The sequence below is a fragment of the Cystobacter fuscus DSM 2262 genome (genome assembly GCF_000335475.2).
In the GTDB taxonomy this organism is placed as follows: Bacteria; Myxococcota; Myxococcia; order Myxococcales; family Myxococcaceae; genus Cystobacter; species Cystobacter fuscus.
This window is the reverse complement of record NZ_ANAH02000066.1, coordinates 779212-795331: the sequence shown is the minus strand read 5'-3', so window position 1 is coordinate 795331 and position 16120 is coordinate 779212. Positions and strand designations below refer to the sequence as shown.

Sequence of the window (16120 nt, the reverse complement as noted above, 5' to 3'; positions counted from 1 at the left end):
CGGGCTCCAGGACAATTCCTGACGCGGTGCGGCTCAGGCGTTGGCGGTCTTCTCCGGCACGTTGATGCCCTGCTTGCCGAGGTAGTCCATCGCCTTGTCCTTGACGTTGGTGCGCAGCTCCGGCCCGGTCTTGGGCGTGAGCAGCAGGGCGGCGATGCCGCCGACGGCGCAGCCGATGACGAAGGCGCCGATGCCCGCGAACGAGGAGCTGGCGGGCTTGTAGGTGGTCAGGCCCACATAGTGCAGCGCATCATCCGGATCGAAGTCCTCCCACCGGTTGCGCGCGTACTTGGGCAGGTCCTTCAGGATCTTCTTGGCGAGGAACTTCCGATACATGTCACTCTTCGCCGCCAGCTTGGCCTTTTTCGCGAACATCATTCCGTCCTCCTCTGTCCCATACCTAGCAAGGCGCAGAACTCCCCCACGGTAGTTCGTCCTTGGTAGGAAGAAAGGTAGGCAGGGTTCTCCGGGATGGCACCCCCCCGGCGTGCGCTTGTCCACTCGGCTTCACGCCCAAACGTCGCGAGGAAGTCGGAGCAGCCAGGCGACCCCCTTTCTGCTATGCCCCCCGGCGCCATGTCATCCGACCAGAAGCTGCTGGAAAAGCGCGCCCAGGTGGAGCGGGGCGGGGCCGAGAAGTACCACGCGAAGAACCAGGAAACGGGCAAGCTGTTCGCGCGCGAGCGCATCCGGCTCCTGGTGGACGAGGGCTCGTTCGTCGAGGACGCGAAGCTCGCCAACAACCTGGACCCGGAGTTGCCCTCGGACGGCGTCATCACGGGCCTGGGCCGGGTGGCGGGGCGTCCGGTGGCGATCATGGCCAACGACTCCACGGTGAAGGCGGGCAGTTGGGGCGCGCGCACGGTGGAGAAGATCCTCCGCATCCAGGAGACGGCCCGGAGCCTGCGCTGTCCGCTGCTCTACCTGGTGGACTCGGCGGGAGCGCGCATCACGGATCAGGTGGAGATGTTCCCCGGCCGGCGGGGCGCGGGCCGCATCTTCTACAACGAGGTGCACCTGTCCGGAGAGGTGCCTCAGGTGTGCCTGCTCTTCGGGCCCTCGGCGGCTGGCGGCGCGTACATCCCCGCGTTCTGCGATCTGGTCATCATGGTGGACGGCAACGCCTCCATGTACCTGGGCAGCCCGCGCATGGCGGAGATGGTCATCGGCGAGAAGGTGACGCTCGAGGAGATGGGCGGCGCGAAGATGCACTGCTCGGTGTCCGGCTGCGGCGACGTGCTGGTGAAGACGGAGCCGGAGGCCATCGAGGCGGCGAAGAAGTACCTCGCCTTCTTCCCGGAGAACTTCACCCAGGCGCCCCCGGCGGTGGAGGCGCGCTCGCCCAAGGTGAGTGGCAAGCGGGTGGAGGAGATCATCCCCGCGGATCAGAACAAGCCCTTCGACATGCACGCGCTCATCGCGGAGCTCATCGACGAGGGCAGCTGGTTCGAGGTGAAGAAGCTCTTCGCCCAGGAATTGATTACCGGGCTGGCGCGCATCGGGGGCCGGCCGGTGGGCATCGTGGCCAACCAGCCCAAGTACAAGGGCGGCGTGCTCTTCGTGGACTCGGCGGACAAGGCGGCGCGCTTCATCTGGCTGTGTGACGCCTTCAACATCCCGCTGCTCTACCTGGCGGACGTGCCGGGGTTCATGATTGGCACCAAGGTGGAGCGCGCGGGCATCATCCGCTCGGGCGCGAAGATGATCTCCGCGGTGAGCGAGGCGAGCGTGCCGCGCATCTGCGTGGTGGTGCGCAAGGCGTATGGCGCGGGCCTGTACGCCATGAGCGGGCCGGGCTTCGCGCCGGACGCCACCCTGGCGCTGCCCCAGGCGATGATCGCGGTGATGGGGCCGGAGGCGGCCGTCAACGCCGTCTACTTCAACAAGATCCAGGACAAGCCCGAGGCCGAGCGCGCCGCCTACGTGCAGCAGCTGCGCGACGAGTACAAGGAAGACGTGGACCTGCTCAAGCTGGCGAGCGAGCTGGTGGTGGACGAGATCGTCCCGGGTGAGCGGCTGCGTCATGAGTTGTTGCAGCGCTACGAGTTGTATTCTCGCCGTTTCCAACCCCGGGCCGCCAAGAAGCACGGCGTCTACCCGGTTTGATATCCCCCTTACCCCCCTCTGCTATACATCCCGACCATGGACTTCGAACTTCCCGAAAGCCATCGAGCTCTTCAGTCTTCCCTGCGTGACTTCTGCGAGGCCAAGGTCCGTCCCTTCGCGCGCGAGTGGGACAAGGACGAGACCTTCCCGCTGGAGGTGGTGCGGGAGCTGGGTGGGCTGGGCGTGCTGGGCATGCTGGTCTCCGAGGAGTACGGCGGAGCGGCCATGGACTCGCTGGCCGTGGCGGTGGCGGTGGAGGAGATCGCCCGCTACGACGGCTCGCTCGCCCTCACGGTGGCCTCGCACAACGGCCTGGGCACCAGCCACCTGCGCGTCTTCGGCAACGACACGCAGCGGCGCAAGTACCTGCCCAAGCTCGCCACGGGCGAGTGGCTGGGCGCGTGGGGCCTGACCGAGCCGGGCAGCGGCTCGGACGCCGCGGGGATGAAGACGACGGCGGTGCGCCACGGCGACACGTGGGTGCTCAACGGCGCGAAGATGTTCATCACCCAGGGCACGGTGGGTGACGTGTTCGTGGTGCTGGCGGTCACCACGCCGCAGAAGAAGCAGAAGGGCATCACCGCCTTCATCCTGGAGAAGGGGATGAAGGGCTTCAGCCAGCGCTCCATCCACGGCAAGCTGGGCATGCGCTCCTCCGACACGGCGGAGCTGGTGCTCGAGGGCGTGGAGGTGCCGGACAGCCAGCGGCTGGGCGAGGTGGACTCGGGCTTCATCGACACGATGAAGATCCTCGACAAGGGCCGCATCACCATTGGCGCGCTGGCGGTGGGCCTGGGGCGGGGGGCGCTGGAGGAGTCGGTGCGCTACGCGCGCGAGCGCACGGCCTTCGGCCAGCCCATCTCCGAGTTCCAGGGCCTGCGCTGGATGTTCGCGGACATGAAGACGGAGCTGGACGCGGCGCGGCTCTTGGTGCACCGCGCGGCCCTGCTCGCCGACGCGGGCCGGCCCTACAGCCAGGAGGCGTCCATGGCGAAGCTGTTCGCCTCCGAGGCGGCCACGCGCGCCTGCAACAAGGCGGTGCAGATCCACGGCGGCTACGGCTACACGCGCGAGTTCCCCGTCGAGCGCTACCTGCGCGACGCCAAGCTGTGTGAGATCGGCGAGGGCACGAGCGAGATCCAGCGCACCATCATCTCGCGCGAGGTCTTCAAGGGCACGTGAAGGGGCCTGGGATGACACAGCCGCTCGCCGAGCGCGTGAAGCTCCTGGAGGAACGCCTGGGGGTGGTGTTCCCCCGTGCGGAGCTGGCGCTCACCGCGCTCACGCACAAGAGCTGGGTCAACGAGCACCGGGGCGAGGGCTTCCAGGACAACGAGCGGCTGGAGTTCCTCGGGGACGCGGTGGTCAACCTGGCGGTGGGCCACCGGCTCATGGAGCGCTTTCCCCAGATGCGGGAAGGGGAGCTCACGCCGCTGCGTGCCCGCATCGTCAACGAGGAGGGCCTGTCGCGCATCGCGCGTCGCCTGGCGCTGGGGGAGCTGCTGCTGCTCGGACGGGGTGAGGAGCTCAGCGGGGGCCGGGACAAGAACTCGCTCCTGGCCAATGCGCTGGAGGCGATCTTCGCCGCGCTCTACCTCGAGGCGGGCCTGGCGCCGGTGATGGGGCTGGTGGACCGGCACTTCGCCGAGGCCCTGGACGGCGTGGCGCAGGCGCTCAGCCGGCTGGACTACAAGACGAAGCTGCAGGAGACGGCCCAGGAGCAGCTCAAGGTCACGCCCCGCTATCAGTGCATCTCGGAGGCGGGCCCCGACCACGAGAAGGTCTTCGAGGTGCAGGTGTCGCTGGGGCCGGACGTGTACGCGCGCGCCACGGGCCGTAGCAAGAAGGAGGCCGAGCAGAACGCCGCCCATGCCGCCCTGAAGTGGTTGGCACGGGGGGAAAAGCCGGAACCACCGGATTCCCCGACGGATTCCGGTCCGAAGGAGGACAGGCCGGGTTGAAACTCCTTGGTCCCACTGGACGGGACGAATAAGGTCGCGCGCCGGCCCACGTTCCACCGTTGGCTTGGTTGCCCGGCCGCCCGCAATGGCGCGCGGCGGGTCCGTTGTTCTCGTGCTGTCCTGGGGAAATCTCCTCGTGAGAGGGGGTTTTCCTGATCACCTTCGACCTTCGACGTTTCAGATGCCTCCAGCCACCCACCGCAGCGGTTTCGCCGCGCTCATCGGCCGTCCCAATGTGGGCAAGAGCACGCTGCTCAATCAACTGACGGGCGAGAAGCTCGCCATCGTCTCGCCCAAGCCGCAGACCACCCGCAACCGGATCCTCGGCGTGGTGACGCGGCCGGAGGGCCAGGTGGCCTTCCTCGACACCCCGGGCATCCACCAGGCCAAGGGGGAGCTCAACCGGTACATGGTGGAGGTGGCCCTGCAGGCCGCGGACGAGGTGGACCTGGTCCTCTTCGTCATCGAGCCCACGGGCACGGAGAAGCAGGAGGTGAGTCCGGGCAACCGCCACATCCTCGAGCGGCTGCAGAAGACGGGCAAGCCCACCTTCCTCGTCATCAACAAGATCGACACCATTGCCAAGCCGGTGCTCCTGCCGCTCATCGACCTGTACCGCCGGGAGTTTCCCTTCGCCGAGGTGATACCCATCTCCGCCAAGGAGGACGACGGGGTGGAGGGCCTGTTCCAGACGGTGCTGCGGCACCTGCCCGAGGGCGAGCCCTTGTTTCCCGAGGACGTGCTCACGGACCAGGCGGAGAAGACGCTGGTGGCCGAGTACATCCGCGAGCAGGTGTTGCGGCATTGCCGCCAGGAGATTCCGTATTCCACGGCGGTGCTGGTGGACTTCTTCGACGAGTCCGAGCGCGAGCCGCCACCGGGCACGCCGCCGGGCAAGCTCGCGGGGCTCATCCGGATTTCGGGCTCCATCTACGTGGAGCGGGACAGTCAGAAGGCCATCATCATCGGCAAGCAGGGCCAGATGTTGAAGACGATCGGTACGGACGCGCGCAAGGCCATCCAGCGGCTCTTGGGGGCGCACGTGTACCTCTCGCTCCGGGTGCGTGTGGAGCCCCGGTGGAGCGAGCGGCCCGAGGGCCTCAAGAAGCTGGGTTACGAGTAGAAAGTCACATGAAGCCTCTGGTCGCCATCGTGGGACGCCCCAACGTGGGCAAGTCCACGCTCTTCAATCGCCTCGCCCGGCGTCGCATCGCCCTGGTGGAGGACATCCCCGGAGTCACCCGCGACCGGCATTACTGGGACGTGGAGTGCGAGGGCCGGTTCATTACCATCATCGACACGGGCGGCTTCGTGCCCGGGGAGAAGGACTCGCTTTTGCAGCAGGTGCGCGAGCAGGCACAGCTCGCGGTGGAGGAGTGTGACGCCATCGTCTTCGTGACGGACGCGCGCGCGGGGCTGACCGCGGCGGACCAGGAGGTGGCCACCTACCTGCGTCAGAGCGGCAAGCCCGTGGTGGTGGCCGCCAACAAGCTCGACAGCGAGTCGCAGCTCGTCCAGGCGCACGCCTCGGAGTTCTTCCGGCTGGGCCTGGGCGAGGTGTTCCCCATCTCCGCCGAGCATGGCCTGGGCGTGGGCACGATGATGGAGGCCGTCGTGGGCAAGCTGCCGCCCATGGACGACGAGGAGCTGGCCGCCAAGGCCTTCGCCGAGACGGCGCTCGACGAGCCGGCCACGGAAGCCGACGAGGCGGCGTTCGGGTACGTGCCGGAAGGGGAGGAAGGCGAGGACGGGGAAGGGGACGAGGACGGCGAGGGGGAGGAGGGCGCGGCTGCGGCGGCGACCCCCATCGGGGCGAAGGAGGACGAGGACGAGGAAGAGGAGCGTCCCATCCGGATCGCCATCATCGGCCGGCCCAACGTGGGCAAGAGCACCCTGGTCAACGCGCTGCTCAAGGAGAAGCGCGTGGTGGCCAGCGAGGTGCCGGGCACGACGCGGGATCCCATCGACTCGGAGCTCAAGTACAAGGACCGGCAGGTCATCCTCACGGACACCGCGGGCATCCGGCGCAAGAAGACGATTGCCCACCGGCTGGAGAAGTTCTCGGTGGTGGCGGCGCTCAAGTCCATGGAGCGCAGCGACGTGGCGGTGCTGCTGATGGACGCCACCGAGCCCGCGGTGGATCAGGACGCCAAGCTGGCGGGCCTGGCCGAGGAGAAGGGCCGCGCGCTGGTCATCGTGGTGAACAAGTGGGATCTCATCAGCACGGATCAGCGCAAGCAGGAGATCTTCCGCGAGGAGCTCAAGTACGCGCTGAAGTTCGTGCACTACGCGCCCATCGTGTTCACCTCGGCGCTCACCGGCTCCAAGGTGGAGAAGGTGTTGGAGCTGGCGGTGGAGCTGGCCGACCAGTTCCGCTACCGCTCGCCCACCCCCCAGCTCAACCGGCTGCTCAAGCACATCGAGGAGAGCCACCCGGCGCCCATCGTGGGGCGGGGGCCGCTGCGGGTGTACTACATGGCCCAGGTGGGCACGGCGCCGCCCACCTTCGCCATCACCTGCAACCGGCCGGAGGGGGTGCCGGACATGTACCGGCGCTACATCACCAACCAGTTGCGCAAGACGTTCGACTTGCGCGTCCCCATCCGCCTGCTCTTCCGCGAGCGGCCGGGACAAGAGAAGCGAGCGGCCCGCAAGCGGCCGAAGCAGACCGGAAAGCGTTAGCCGGTCCGCGTTGACACTCCGGGTGCGCGCTCCGTAGATTGCGCGCCCTTCGACCCCCGAGCAGAGGTGCGCACCACCGTGGCCGAAAAGTCCGAGAAGATGACGAAGCAGGAACTGACCGCGCAGGACGCCTTCCAGCTCTATGGCGCCGAGGCGAGTAACTGGCTGATGAAGCGACAGCAGCTCATCGGCGCCGCACTGGGCGTGCTGCTGGTGGGCGGACTCATCGCCGCGACGGTGCACTACTTCTCCAGCCGCGGAGAGGAGAAGGCCTCCAAGCAGCTGGGCCAGGCGCTGACGGTGCTCGAGCGGCCGGTGGTGACCGGGGTGGATCTCCAGCCGGCGGAGGCGGGGCAGGAGCCGCCCTTCAAGTCGGAGAAGGAGAAGGACGAGGCGATCGTCAAGGCGCTGGGCGACTTCCGCGCGGCGCACGGGGGCTCGGACGCGGCGGTGACGGCGGCGCTGCCCCTGGGCAAGGCGCAGTACCGGCTGGGCAACTACGACGGAGCGATCGCCGCCTTCGACGAGTACATCGCCAAGGGCGAGAAGAACGAGCCGCTGATGGTGTCGGCGCGCGAGGGCCAGGGCTATGCCCACGAGGCCAAGGGACAGCTCGACCAGGCGCTCGCGTCCTTCCAGGAGATGGCGAAGCTGGACGCGGGGGGCTTCCTGCAGGGCATGGGGCAGTACCACCAGGCGCGCATCCTCGTGGCCCAGGGCAAGAAGGACGAGGCGGCGCAGCTCCTGGCGGACCTGAAGTCGACCCAGACGAACACGGCGGCGGGACGGCTCGCCACCGAGCGGCTGGCGGTGCTCGCGGCCGAGGGCGTGAAGATTCCCGAGCCGAAGGCGGCTCCGGCCGCGGCCCAGGACGCGGGGTAGACGCGGGCCTATGAGGATTTCGCGCTGGTGGAAGTCTTGGGTGGGTGGGCTCGGGGCGGTGGGCCTGTTGGGGGCCTGCCAGACGGTGCCGGTGCACGGCAACCCGGTGACCTCCGCCCCGGTGCAGCCGCCCCGTCACTACTTCTCGGTGGACTGGTGGAAGCCGCTGGTCGAGCCCACGCTGCTCGAGTATGCCCCGCGGGAGCAGGCCCGGCCCGCCTATGACGAGCAGAACGAGCGGGTGATCGCGCTCACCCGGGACGGGTATGTGCGCAGCCTCGGAGCCGGGGGCCGGGAGGCGTGGAGCTACCGGGTGGGCACGCTCTTCTACGCGGGCGCCACGGTGGACGACGGCACGGTGTACGTGCCGGGCACGGACGGCGGACTGCACGCCCTGGATGCGCGCACGGGTCAGTTGAAGTGGAGGTACGCGGCGGAGGAGGCGCTGGCGACGGCCCCGGTGATCGCCGGCGACCTGGTGCTGGTGGCCTCGCAGAGCGACACGCTGTTCGCGGTGAAGCGCGCCACGGGAGAGCTCGCGTGGCTGTACCGGAGGGATCCTCCGGCGGGCTTCACCATCCACCGGACGTCCGCGCCGGCCGTGCGGGGTCAGACGGCCTGGGTGGGCTTCTCCGACGGCTCGCTCGTGTCGTTGGACCTGGCCGATGGTGGCGTGCGCTGGGACAAGTTGCTCGCGCAGGCGGGCACCCGGCAGTTCATGGACGTGGACACCTCGCCCGTACTGGATGCCTCGGGCCGGGTCTACGCCGCGTCGTACACCGGAGGCCTGTACGCCCTCGATGCCGAGACGGGCGACGTGGTGTGGACCACGGTGGCGCAGGGCATCACCTCGCTGATGATCCACGGGGACGTGGTGATCGCCACCGGGGATGACCGCCTGGATGCGTACCTGGCGGACAATGGGAAGCTCATCTGGTCGCGCGCCCTGGAGGAAAGGGCCGGACAGGAGACGGTGTTGGTCAAGGGCATGCTCCTGGTGCCCGCCCAGCGCGCGCTGCTCTTCGTGGATCCTCGCACGGGCCGCTCGCGCATCGCGTGGAACCCGGGCAAGGGGATCTCGGCCCCGCCGCGGGTGGTGGGGAGCAAGGCGTACGTGCTGTCCAACAACGGCTACCTGTACGCCCTGCGTCTGGATGGGAGGAGTGGTTGACGTCGGGGGCGGTGAAGAAGGCGGTCCGGGTGGTGGCCGCCCTCATCTACCGGCCCGGGGATGACTCCCGGTTCCTCGTCCAGCAGCGCCTGCCGGGGGGAAGCCGTGGACTGCTCTGGGAGTTTCCAGGCGGCAAGGTGGAGCCCGGGGAGTCCGAGCCCGAAGCGCTCGTGCGCGAGTGCCGGGAGGAGCTGGATGTGACGCTCCACGTGGGAAGGCAGCTATGGGCGGGCAGACACGAGTACCCGGATCTGACGGTGGACCTGACGCTGTACGCGGCCCGGCTGGAGTCGGGGGAGCCGAAGACCCTGGGAGCCCAGGCGCTGGCGTTCCTGACGCCGGAGCAGATGCGGACGCTGCCGTTCTGCGAGGCGGATCTCCCGCCCCTGGAGGAGCTGGTGGCGGGCAGGCTGGGTCCGCTGCGCTGATGGTGCGGCGCACCTTCCAGCTCATTCCCGGCGTGGGTCCCTGGAAGGAGAAGGATCTCTGGGCCCGCGGCATCCACACCTGGGAGGACTTCCCGGAGAGTGGCGTGGTGCTCGGACAGAAGGTGGATGGACTGGCCCGCCAGCGTCTGGCCATGGCCCGTGAGGCCCTGGAGCGCGGGGATCTGGCGGCGCTGGCGGCCATGATTCCCCCGCGCGAGCACTGGCGGCTGTACCCCGAGTTCGCTCGCGACGCGCTGTACTTCGACATCGAGACGAATGGAAACCAGGAGCAGGAGCCCACGGTGGTGGCCCTGTTCGACGCGGATGGCCTGCGCGTCTTCATCCTCGGACGCAACATGGACGAGCTGCCCGAGGCCATGGCGCAGCGGCGCTTGTGGGTGACGTTCAACGGCTCGTGCTTCGACGTGCCCGTGCTGCGGCAGTACTTCGGCAAGCGCTTTCCCACGCCCGAGGCGCACATCGATCTGCGTTTCGTGTGCCGCCGGCTGGGCATGGGGGGCGGGCTGAAGGAGCTCGAGGACAAGCTGGGCCTGGGGCGGCCTCCCCACATGAAGGGCGTGAACGGGTGGGACGCGGTGCTGCTGTGGCGCGCCTATCTCGCCCGGGGCGACCTGGAAGCCCTGCGCTTCCTGGTGGAGTACAACCTTTATGACTCCTTCCAACTGCGCGCGCTGATGGACACGGCCTACAACCGCGCCCTGGACGATCTGAACATGGACACCGTCGCGCGGCTGCCCGTGTTCGAGCGGGGCGAGGTCCTCTACGACGTGAGTCGGCTCATCCTGGAGCTCGGGCCCACGCAACGCGACCTGAAGGTGCTCGAGCGGGTGCGCGCCCAGGATCGGGATCTGCGCCAGGACTGAGGCCGACCGTTCGGGGAGGTCGGGCGGCCGTGTCAGTCCGGGCTGGTAGGGTGGTTGACGCTGGAGGTTCGGCGCTCAAGCCCTACCTCTGGCATTCCCCGGCGCGGCGTTGGCGTGCAGCACAAAGGAGAGCCCGAAGATGTCCATCGACAGGCCCGAGTCCTCGACCCCTCCCAAACTTCTCTTTTCCGTGGATGGAACCCGGTACGAACTCGTTCGGAAACTGGGTCGCCACCCTTCGGGGGAGCTGCTGTTGGCCCGGCGCCGCCATGCGATGGGACCGGCCGGATGCGTCGTTCTCAAGCGGCTGTCGCGGCCGGTCAGTGAGAAGCAGAAGCAGCGCCTGATGCAGGAGGTCCAACTGGCGTACCGGCTCGAGCATCCCGGCATCGCCAAGGTGTACCAGTGGATGCTGCATGGGGGGCGGCCCTACGTGGTGATGGAGTACGTGGAGGGGCATTCCCTCGAAACCGTGCTGAGCGTCGCGGCCATGCGGCAGCGGCCCATGTCCGAGGCCTTCGTCTGCCACGTGGCCTCGGAGATCGCGGATGCACTGCATTATGCGCATACCCGGACGGATGAGCGGGGACGGTTCCTGGGGATCGTCCACCGGGACATCCAGCCGGAGAACATCCGGGTGGGCATCAGTGGAGAGGTGAAGCTGGTGGATTTCGGAGTCGCGTACTCGCTGTTGCCAGGACGGGATGCCACCACGGCCTCGGTCCTGCGTGGGGACATCGCCTACGCGTCCCCCGAGCGCATGCGCATGGAGCAGGTGGACCACCGCTCGGATTTGTTCTCGTTGGGCCTGGTCATGCTGGAGCTGCTCACGGGCAAGCACCTGTTCGACCTGGAGGACGTGGAGCAGGCGGCACGCGGGGCGGGCCCTGCGACGGCGGTCGTCCACGTGCGGGACGAGCTTCGCTGTGAGGAACCAAGTTGGGTGCCGGTGGCGGAGATGGCCGCGCGCATCGAGCGGTTTGGCCCCGCGGATGTGGAGCGGGCCACCCAAGGGCTCTCCGAGCCCCTGCGGGCCGTGGTGCACCGGACCCTCCAGCGCGAGCCGTCCGCCCGTTATGCGTCGGGACTGGAACTGCGTGACGCGCTCCGGGCCTTGCTCGTGGTGAAGGGGCGGCCCTATGGACGGCCGGAAGCGGCGCGCGAGGTGCTGGTGGCCGTGAAGGAGGCGGAGTTGCTGCGCGAGTCCGCGGATGTCCTCGAAGCGGATGTCTTCCCGGAGCCCTCGCGCCGGACGACGACCGAACACTGACGTCAGGCCTTAGCGAGAGCGTCGTTTCTTCGCGGGCGGCGGCGGCGGTTTTTCCTTTTCCCCGGAGACCTGGAAGGGCATCCGGATGTCGGCGATCTCCCGGCCCTCGGCGTCGGTCATCGAGGTGCCAGTTTGCGCGTCGATGACCAGGACATAGCCGTGGCCGGACTTGAGCGGCGTGGGCAGGGAGATCCGGTAGAGCAGTCCGTCGGGAGACTCCTCGGCGGTGTCATCCGACACCAGGGCCCGATCGGACTCGTCGAACAAACGGACGCGGTAGTTGCGCAGCACCCGCGAGCTGCGCAGCTCGAGCGCCGACGTGGGATCCACGATCGGACGTCCTTCTTCCTCGCCAACCACGGGAATGGACTCCGTCCCGGCGTCCGCCAGGGTGTAGCGGAGCGTGAAGGTGGCGGGGGCTGGTTGCGCGAGTGCCGCGTCCGGCGGGGAAATGGCGGCCGTGCCGGCATCCTCGGTGGGGGCGGAGGGCTTCGGACATCCGGCCAGGCCCAGCGCGGCCGCGCCGACGACGCTCAAGGAGAGGAGTCGCATAGAGGCGGGAGACCCTATGTCCCCAAGCAGGACCCGAGAAGCGCGAACATGCACCAGGTACGGGAGACCGGGGCGCCGCCCGTTGGCCCCGGGTCGCACACCCATGGGGTCTGATAAGATGCGTTATGTAAACTAAGCGAATGGGCTGGGACTGGTGCCCCGGAACCGGTCCTCCAGAGCCCCTCCCCACGCCCACCGGGACGACCGATGCACCGCGCCAAGCCCCGTGTACCGGACATCAGGACGTGACCGTGGAATCAACGCCCTGCTCGTGTGTTGGCGGGCCCGGAATTTTCGGGTGCTTGACGGCGACCCACGATTCCCGGAACAACTCCGCGCCCCTGCCGCCCCGAAAGGAAACCCATGAAGCGCCTGCTTCTCACCGCCTCTTTGCTTGGCGTCGCTCCCGCGCTCGCCGACGAGGGCATGTGGACGTACAACAATTTCCCCTCTGCCACGGTCAAGGCGAAGTACGGCTTCGAGCCCTCCCAGGACTGGCTCGACACCGTACGGTTGTCCTCGGCCCGCTTTGGCTACGGGTGCTCGGCGAGCTTCGTCTCCGCGGATGGCTTGGTGATGACGAACCATCACTGTGCTCGTGGCTGCATCCAGCAGCTGTCCACCGCCAAGAAGGATCTCATCGCCAACGGCTTCTACGCCAAGACGCCCGCCGAGGAGCTCCAATGTCCGGCCCTGGAGATCAACCAGCTCCAGGAAATCACCGACGTCACCGAGCAGCTCAACACCGCCACCCGGGGCCTCACCGGCAAGGCCTACGCCGACAGCCTCAAGGCCGAGATGGCCAAGCTGGAGAAGGCCTGCACCACGAATGATGCGGTCCGCTGCGATGTCGTGACCCTGTACCAGGGCGGCCGTTACAACCTCTACAAGTACCAGCGCTTCCAGGACGCGCGGCTCGTGTTCGCGCCCGAGCACGCGATCGCCTTCTTCGGCGGCGATCCGGACAACTTCGAGTTCCCCCGGTACGACCTGGACGTGGCGTTCGTGCGCGTCTATGGCAAGGACGGCAAGCCCGCCCGGCCCAGCCACTACTTCAAGTGGTCCGAGCACGGCGCCAAGGAAGGCGAACTCACCTTCATCTCGGGCCACCCGGGCAAGACCTCGCGCGGCCTCACCATCTCCCAGCTCGAGTTCCTCCGGGACGTGTCGCTGCCCCGACATCTCTTCCGGCTCTCGGAGCTTCGCGGACTCGTCACCGAGTACCAGAACCGCGGCGCCGAGCAGAAGCGCACCTCCAACAATCTCCTCTTCGGCGTGGAGAACAGCCTCAAGGCCAACAAGGGCAAGCTCGAGCAGCTCGCCGACAAGAACTTCTTCGCCCAGAAGCTCGCCGCCGAGCAGGAGCTGCGCTCGAAGGTCAACGCGGATCCGAAGATGAAGGCCAAGTACGGCATGGCCTGGGACGAGATCGCCCGCGCCCAGCAGACCCACCGCAACATCCTCAAGGAGTACGAGGCCCAGGAAGGCGGCCCGAGTTCGCAGTTGTTCAGCCTGGCGCGCACCCTGGTGCGGGCCGCCGAGGAGCTGCCCAAGCCGGATGCCGAGCGGCTGCGGGGCTTCAATGACGCGAGCCTGCCCACCCTCAAGCTCCAGACGATGAGCAAGGCGCCCATCTATCCGGAGTTGGAGGTGGCCCAGCTGACGTTCTCGCTCACCAAGATGCGTGAGGACCTCGGTCCGGATCACCCCTTCGTGAAGAAGGTGCTCGGCAAGGAGTCTCCGCGCACCCTGGCCACCCGGGTCGTCCAGGGCTCGAAGCTGGCGGACCTCAAGGTGCGCGAGCAGCTGTTCTCCGGAGGCAAGGCGGCCATCGCGGCCTCGAAGGATCCGATGATCCAACTGGCGCTCCTGGTGGACCCCGATGCCCGCGCCATCCGTACCCGGTATGAGACCGAGGTCGAGGCCGTCATCCGCAAGAACAGCGAGCTGGTGGCCCAGGCCCGCTTCGACATCTACGGCACCAAGCTCTACCCGGACGCCACGGGCACCCTGCGCCTGTCCTTCGGCGCCGTGAAGGGCTACCCGGAGGACGGCAAGCAGGTGGCGCCCTTCACCTTCATGAGCGGCACCTTCGAGCACGCCACCGGTGAGGAGCCGTTCGCCCTGCCCAAGAGCTGGCTCGCCGCGCAGAAGCAGCTGTCGCCCAACACCCCGATGAACTTCGTCACCACCAACGACATCATCGGCGGCAACTCGGGCTCGCCCGTCATCAACCAGAACGCGGAGATCGTCGGCCTCGTCTTCGACGGCAACATCCAGTCGCTCGGCGGGGACTACGGCTACGACGAGACCGCCAACCGCGCCGTCTCCATCCACAGCGACGCCCTCATCGAGGCGCTCCAGAAGGTCTACAAGGCGGATCGCATCGTCCAGGAGCTGCGCCCCGGCACCGCGTCCACCGGCAAGGGTGGCTCGGGTCCGCAGTAGTCCGCTGCCCCCCCCTCGCGGACAAAAGAAGACAAAAAACAAAGGGGCTGCCCGGCATGATCGGGCAGCCCCTTTTTGTTTCGTCCTCGTCTTTTGTCTTCCGCCCTACTCCCACTCGATCGTCGCGGGCGGCTTGGACGAGACGTCGTAGACGACGCGGTTGATGCCACGCACCTCGTTGGTGATGCGCGTGGAGATGCGCTCGAGCACCGGGTATGGCAGCCGCGCCCAGTCCGCCGTCATGCCGTCCACGCTCGTCACCGCGCGCAGCACGCACGTGGACTCGTAGGTGCGCTCGTCGCCCATGACGCCCACGCTCTGCACCGGCAGCAGCACCGCGAACGCCTGCCACAGCTCCCGGTACAGCCCCGCGTCCCGGATCTCCTGCTGGACGATGGCGTCCGCGCGGCGCACCAGCGCCAGGCGCTCCTCGGTGATTTCCCCCAGCACCCGGATGGCCAGACCCGGCCCCGGGAACGGCTGCCGGGACACCATCTCGTCCGGCAGCCCCAGCTCGCGGCCCAGCACGCGCACCTCGTCCTTGAACAGCTCGCGCAAGGGCTCCACCAGCTTGAGGTTCATCTTCTCCGGCAGGCCTCCCACGTTGTGGTGACTCTTGATGGTGACGGAGGGCCCCTTGTACGACACGGACTCGATCACGTCCGGGTACAGCGTGCCCTGCGCGAGGAACTCCGCGCCCCGCACCTCCTGCGCCGCCTCCTCGAACACCGCGATGAACTCGCGACCGATCGTCTTGCGCTTCTTCTCGGGATCCGTGACGCCCGCGAGCTTGCCGAGGAAGCGCTCGCGCGCGTCCACCGTCTTGAGCGGCACGTGGAAGCGGTCCACGAAGAGCGCCTCCACCTGCGCGCGCTCGTCCTGCCTGAGCAGCCCGTTGTCCACGAAGATGCACTGCAGCCGCGCGCCGATGGCCCGGTGCAACAGCAGCGCCGCCACCGAGCTGTCCACGCCGCCCGACAGTCCACAGATGACCCGGCCGTGCTCGCCCACCTGGCGGCGGATGGCCTCCTGCGCCTCTTCGATGAAGCCCTTCATCGTCCAGCTCCCGCTCACCTTGCAGTCGGTGAACAGGAAGGCGCGCAGCATCTCCTTGCCCGCCGGGGTGTGCACCACCTCGGGGTGGAACTGCAGCCCGTAGATGGGACGGGTGCGGTGCGCCGCCGCCGCGAAGGGCGAGTTGCCGCTGCGGCCAATGGACTCGAAGTCCGGAGGCAACGCGTCCACCCGATCGCCGTGGCTCATCCACACCTTCACCCGCTCGCCCACGCCGAACGCCGCCAGGGGCCCGCGCGACGTGAGCACCTCCACCTCCGCCGCCCCGTATTCGCGGTGCGCCGAGCGATCCACCCTGCCGCCCAACAGCTTGGACAACAATTGGAGCCCGTAGCAGATACCGAGCACCGGCACCCCGGCCTCGAAGACGAAGGCGTCACACCGCGGCGAGCCCTCCGCCTCCACCGAGGCCGGGCCTCCCGACAGGATGATGCCGCGCGGAGCGAAACGACGGATCTCCTCGGCCGACAGGTCCGGCCGGTGAATCTCACAGTACACACCGAGTTCTCTCACCCGGCGCGCGATGAGCTGCGTGTACTGACTGCCGAAGTCGAGGATGAGAATCTTCTCTGCGTGGATGTCCACCACACTCTCCCTGGGATGCGCGCGTTGACGGATGCGGCCCTTACCGCTAGAAACTTTCGGAAATCAACCTTTAAGTC

Annotated in this window: 14 protein-coding genes; 11 read left to right on the top strand and 3 right to left on the bottom strand. The window is 68.0% G+C overall.

Annotated features, from left to right (window positions below; genetic code table 11):
* Window positions 1-33 precede the first annotated feature (33 nt).
* Entirely contained in the window at window positions 34-378 is a 345-nt protein-coding gene (locus D187_RS43985) for a YtxH domain-containing protein (protein ID WP_002621086.1), read from the bottom strand.
* Window positions 379-576: 198 nt separating this feature from the next.
* Here D187_RS43985 and D187_RS43980 point away from each other — a divergent pair, with 198 nt between their 5' ends.
* The 10 genes from D187_RS43980 (at window position 577) to D187_RS43935 (ending at window position 11384) form a co-directional block, all read left to right on the top strand.
* Window positions 577-2106, top strand: a complete 1530-nt coding sequence (locus D187_RS43980; RefSeq protein ID WP_043434758.1) for an acyl-CoA carboxylase subunit beta — start codon at window positions 577-579, stop codon at window positions 2104-2106.
* Between the two features lie 36 nt (window positions 2107-2142).
* Window positions 2143-3288 carry an acyl-CoA dehydrogenase family protein gene (locus D187_RS43975; protein ID WP_002621083.1) on the top strand — a complete coding sequence of 382 codons (1146 nt, stop codon included), beginning with the start codon at window positions 2143-2145 and terminating at the stop codon, window positions 3286-3288.
* An 11-nt stretch (window positions 3289-3299) separates the two neighbouring features.
* On the top strand, window positions 3300-4067 hold the full coding sequence (gene rnc, locus D187_RS43970; RefSeq protein WP_002621082.1) for a ribonuclease III: 768 nt from the start codon (window positions 3300-3302) through the stop codon (window positions 4065-4067).
* Window positions 4068-4248: 181 nt separating this feature from the next.
* Window positions 4249-5190, top strand: coding sequence for a GTPase Era (era, locus tag D187_RS43965; protein WP_020918693.1), 942 nt, complete (start codon window positions 4249-4251; stop codon window positions 5188-5190).
* Window positions 5191-5198: 8 nt separating this feature from the next.
* Window positions 5199-6749 carry a ribosome biogenesis GTPase Der gene (der, locus tag D187_RS43960; protein ID WP_002621080.1) on the top strand — a complete coding sequence of 517 codons (1551 nt, stop codon included), beginning with the start codon at window positions 5199-5201 and terminating at the stop codon, window positions 6747-6749.
* Window positions 6750-6827: 78 nt separating this feature from the next.
* The gene (locus D187_RS43955) at window positions 6828-7631 is read left to right on the top strand and encodes a tetratricopeptide repeat protein (RefSeq protein ID WP_245591979.1); all 804 of its coding nucleotides are present in this window, start codon (window positions 6828-6830) and stop codon (window positions 7629-7631) included.
* Between the two features lie 40 nt (window positions 7632-7671).
* A complete protein-coding gene (locus D187_RS43950) occupies window positions 7672-8802 on the top strand; it encodes an outer membrane protein assembly factor BamB family protein (protein WP_002621078.1) in 1131 nt (376 codons plus the stop codon).
* Window positions 8799-9230: a (deoxy)nucleoside triphosphate pyrophosphohydrolase gene (locus tag D187_RS43945; RefSeq protein ID WP_245591978.1), complete on the top strand. Its 432-nt coding sequence runs from the start codon at window positions 8799-8801 to the stop codon at window positions 9228-9230. The genes D187_RS43950 and D187_RS43945 overlap by 4 nt, the downstream gene beginning before the upstream one ends.
* Complete coding sequence (locus D187_RS43940; protein WP_002621076.1) at window positions 9230-10114, top strand: ribonuclease H-like domain-containing protein; 885 nt, start codon at window positions 9230-9232, stop codon at window positions 10112-10114. Before D187_RS43945 ends, D187_RS43940 begins: the two co-directional genes overlap by 1 nt.
* Window positions 10115-10253: 139 nt before the next feature.
* A complete protein-coding gene (locus D187_RS43935) occupies window positions 10254-11384 on the top strand; it encodes a serine/threonine protein kinase (protein ID WP_002621075.1) in 1131 nt (376 codons plus the stop codon).
* A 9-nt stretch (window positions 11385-11393) separates the two neighbouring features.
* Here the strand turns inward: D187_RS43935 and D187_RS43930 are convergent, their stop codons facing one another.
* Window positions 11394-11936 (bottom strand): hypothetical protein, encoded by a 543-nt coding sequence (locus tag D187_RS43930; RefSeq protein ID WP_002621074.1) that lies wholly within the window; start codon window positions 11934-11936, stop codon window positions 11394-11396.
* Window positions 11937-12299: 363 nt separating this feature from the next.
* Here D187_RS43930 and D187_RS43925 point away from each other — a divergent pair, with 363 nt between their 5' ends.
* Window positions 12300-14384: a S46 family peptidase gene (locus tag D187_RS43925; protein WP_002621072.1), complete on the top strand. Its 2085-nt coding sequence runs from the start codon at window positions 12300-12302 to the stop codon at window positions 14382-14384.
* A 105-nt stretch (window positions 14385-14489) separates the two neighbouring features.
* Here D187_RS43925 and guaA read toward each other — a convergent pair whose 3' ends face one another.
* Entirely contained in the window at window positions 14490-16043 is a 1554-nt protein-coding gene (gene guaA / locus D187_RS43920) for a glutamine-hydrolyzing GMP synthase (RefSeq protein WP_002621071.1), read from the bottom strand.
* Window positions 16044-16120: the final 77 nt, after the last annotated feature.

Excerpts from the sequence above, each read along its gene's own strand:
- der (WP_002621080.1), top strand. The coding sequence starts at position 5,199 with ATGAAGCCTCTGGTCGCCATCGTGGGACGCCCCAACGTGGGCAAGTCC.
- D187_RS43935 (WP_002621075.1), top strand. The coding sequence starts at position 10,254 with ATGTCCATCGACAGGCCCGAGTCCTCGACCCCTCCCAAACTTCTCTTT.
- D187_RS43940 (WP_002621076.1), top strand. The coding sequence starts at position 9,230 with ATGGTGCGGCGCACCTTCCAGCTCATTCCCGGCGTGGGTCCCTGGAAG.
- era (WP_020918693.1), top strand. The coding sequence starts at position 4,249 with ATGCCTCCAGCCACCCACCGCAGCGGTTTCGCCGCGCTCATCGGCCGT.
- D187_RS43925 (WP_002621072.1), top strand. The coding sequence starts at position 12,300 with ATGAAGCGCCTGCTTCTCACCGCCTCTTTGCTTGGCGTCGCTCCCGCG.
- rnc (WP_002621082.1), top strand. The coding sequence starts at position 3,300 with ATGACACAGCCGCTCGCCGAGCGCGTGAAGCTCCTGGAGGAACGCCTG.
- D187_RS43930 (WP_002621074.1), bottom strand. The coding sequence starts at position 11,936 with ATGCGACTCCTCTCCTTGAGCGTCGTCGGCGCGGCCGCGCTGGGCCTG.
- D187_RS43980 (WP_043434758.1), top strand. The coding sequence starts at position 577 with ATGTCATCCGACCAGAAGCTGCTGGAAAAGCGCGCCCAGGTGGAGCGG.
- D187_RS43975 (WP_002621083.1), top strand. The coding sequence starts at position 2,143 with ATGGACTTCGAACTTCCCGAAAGCCATCGAGCTCTTCAGTCTTCCCTG.
- D187_RS43985 (WP_002621086.1), bottom strand. The coding sequence starts at position 378 with ATGATGTTCGCGAAAAAGGCCAAGCTGGCGGCGAAGAGTGACATGTAT.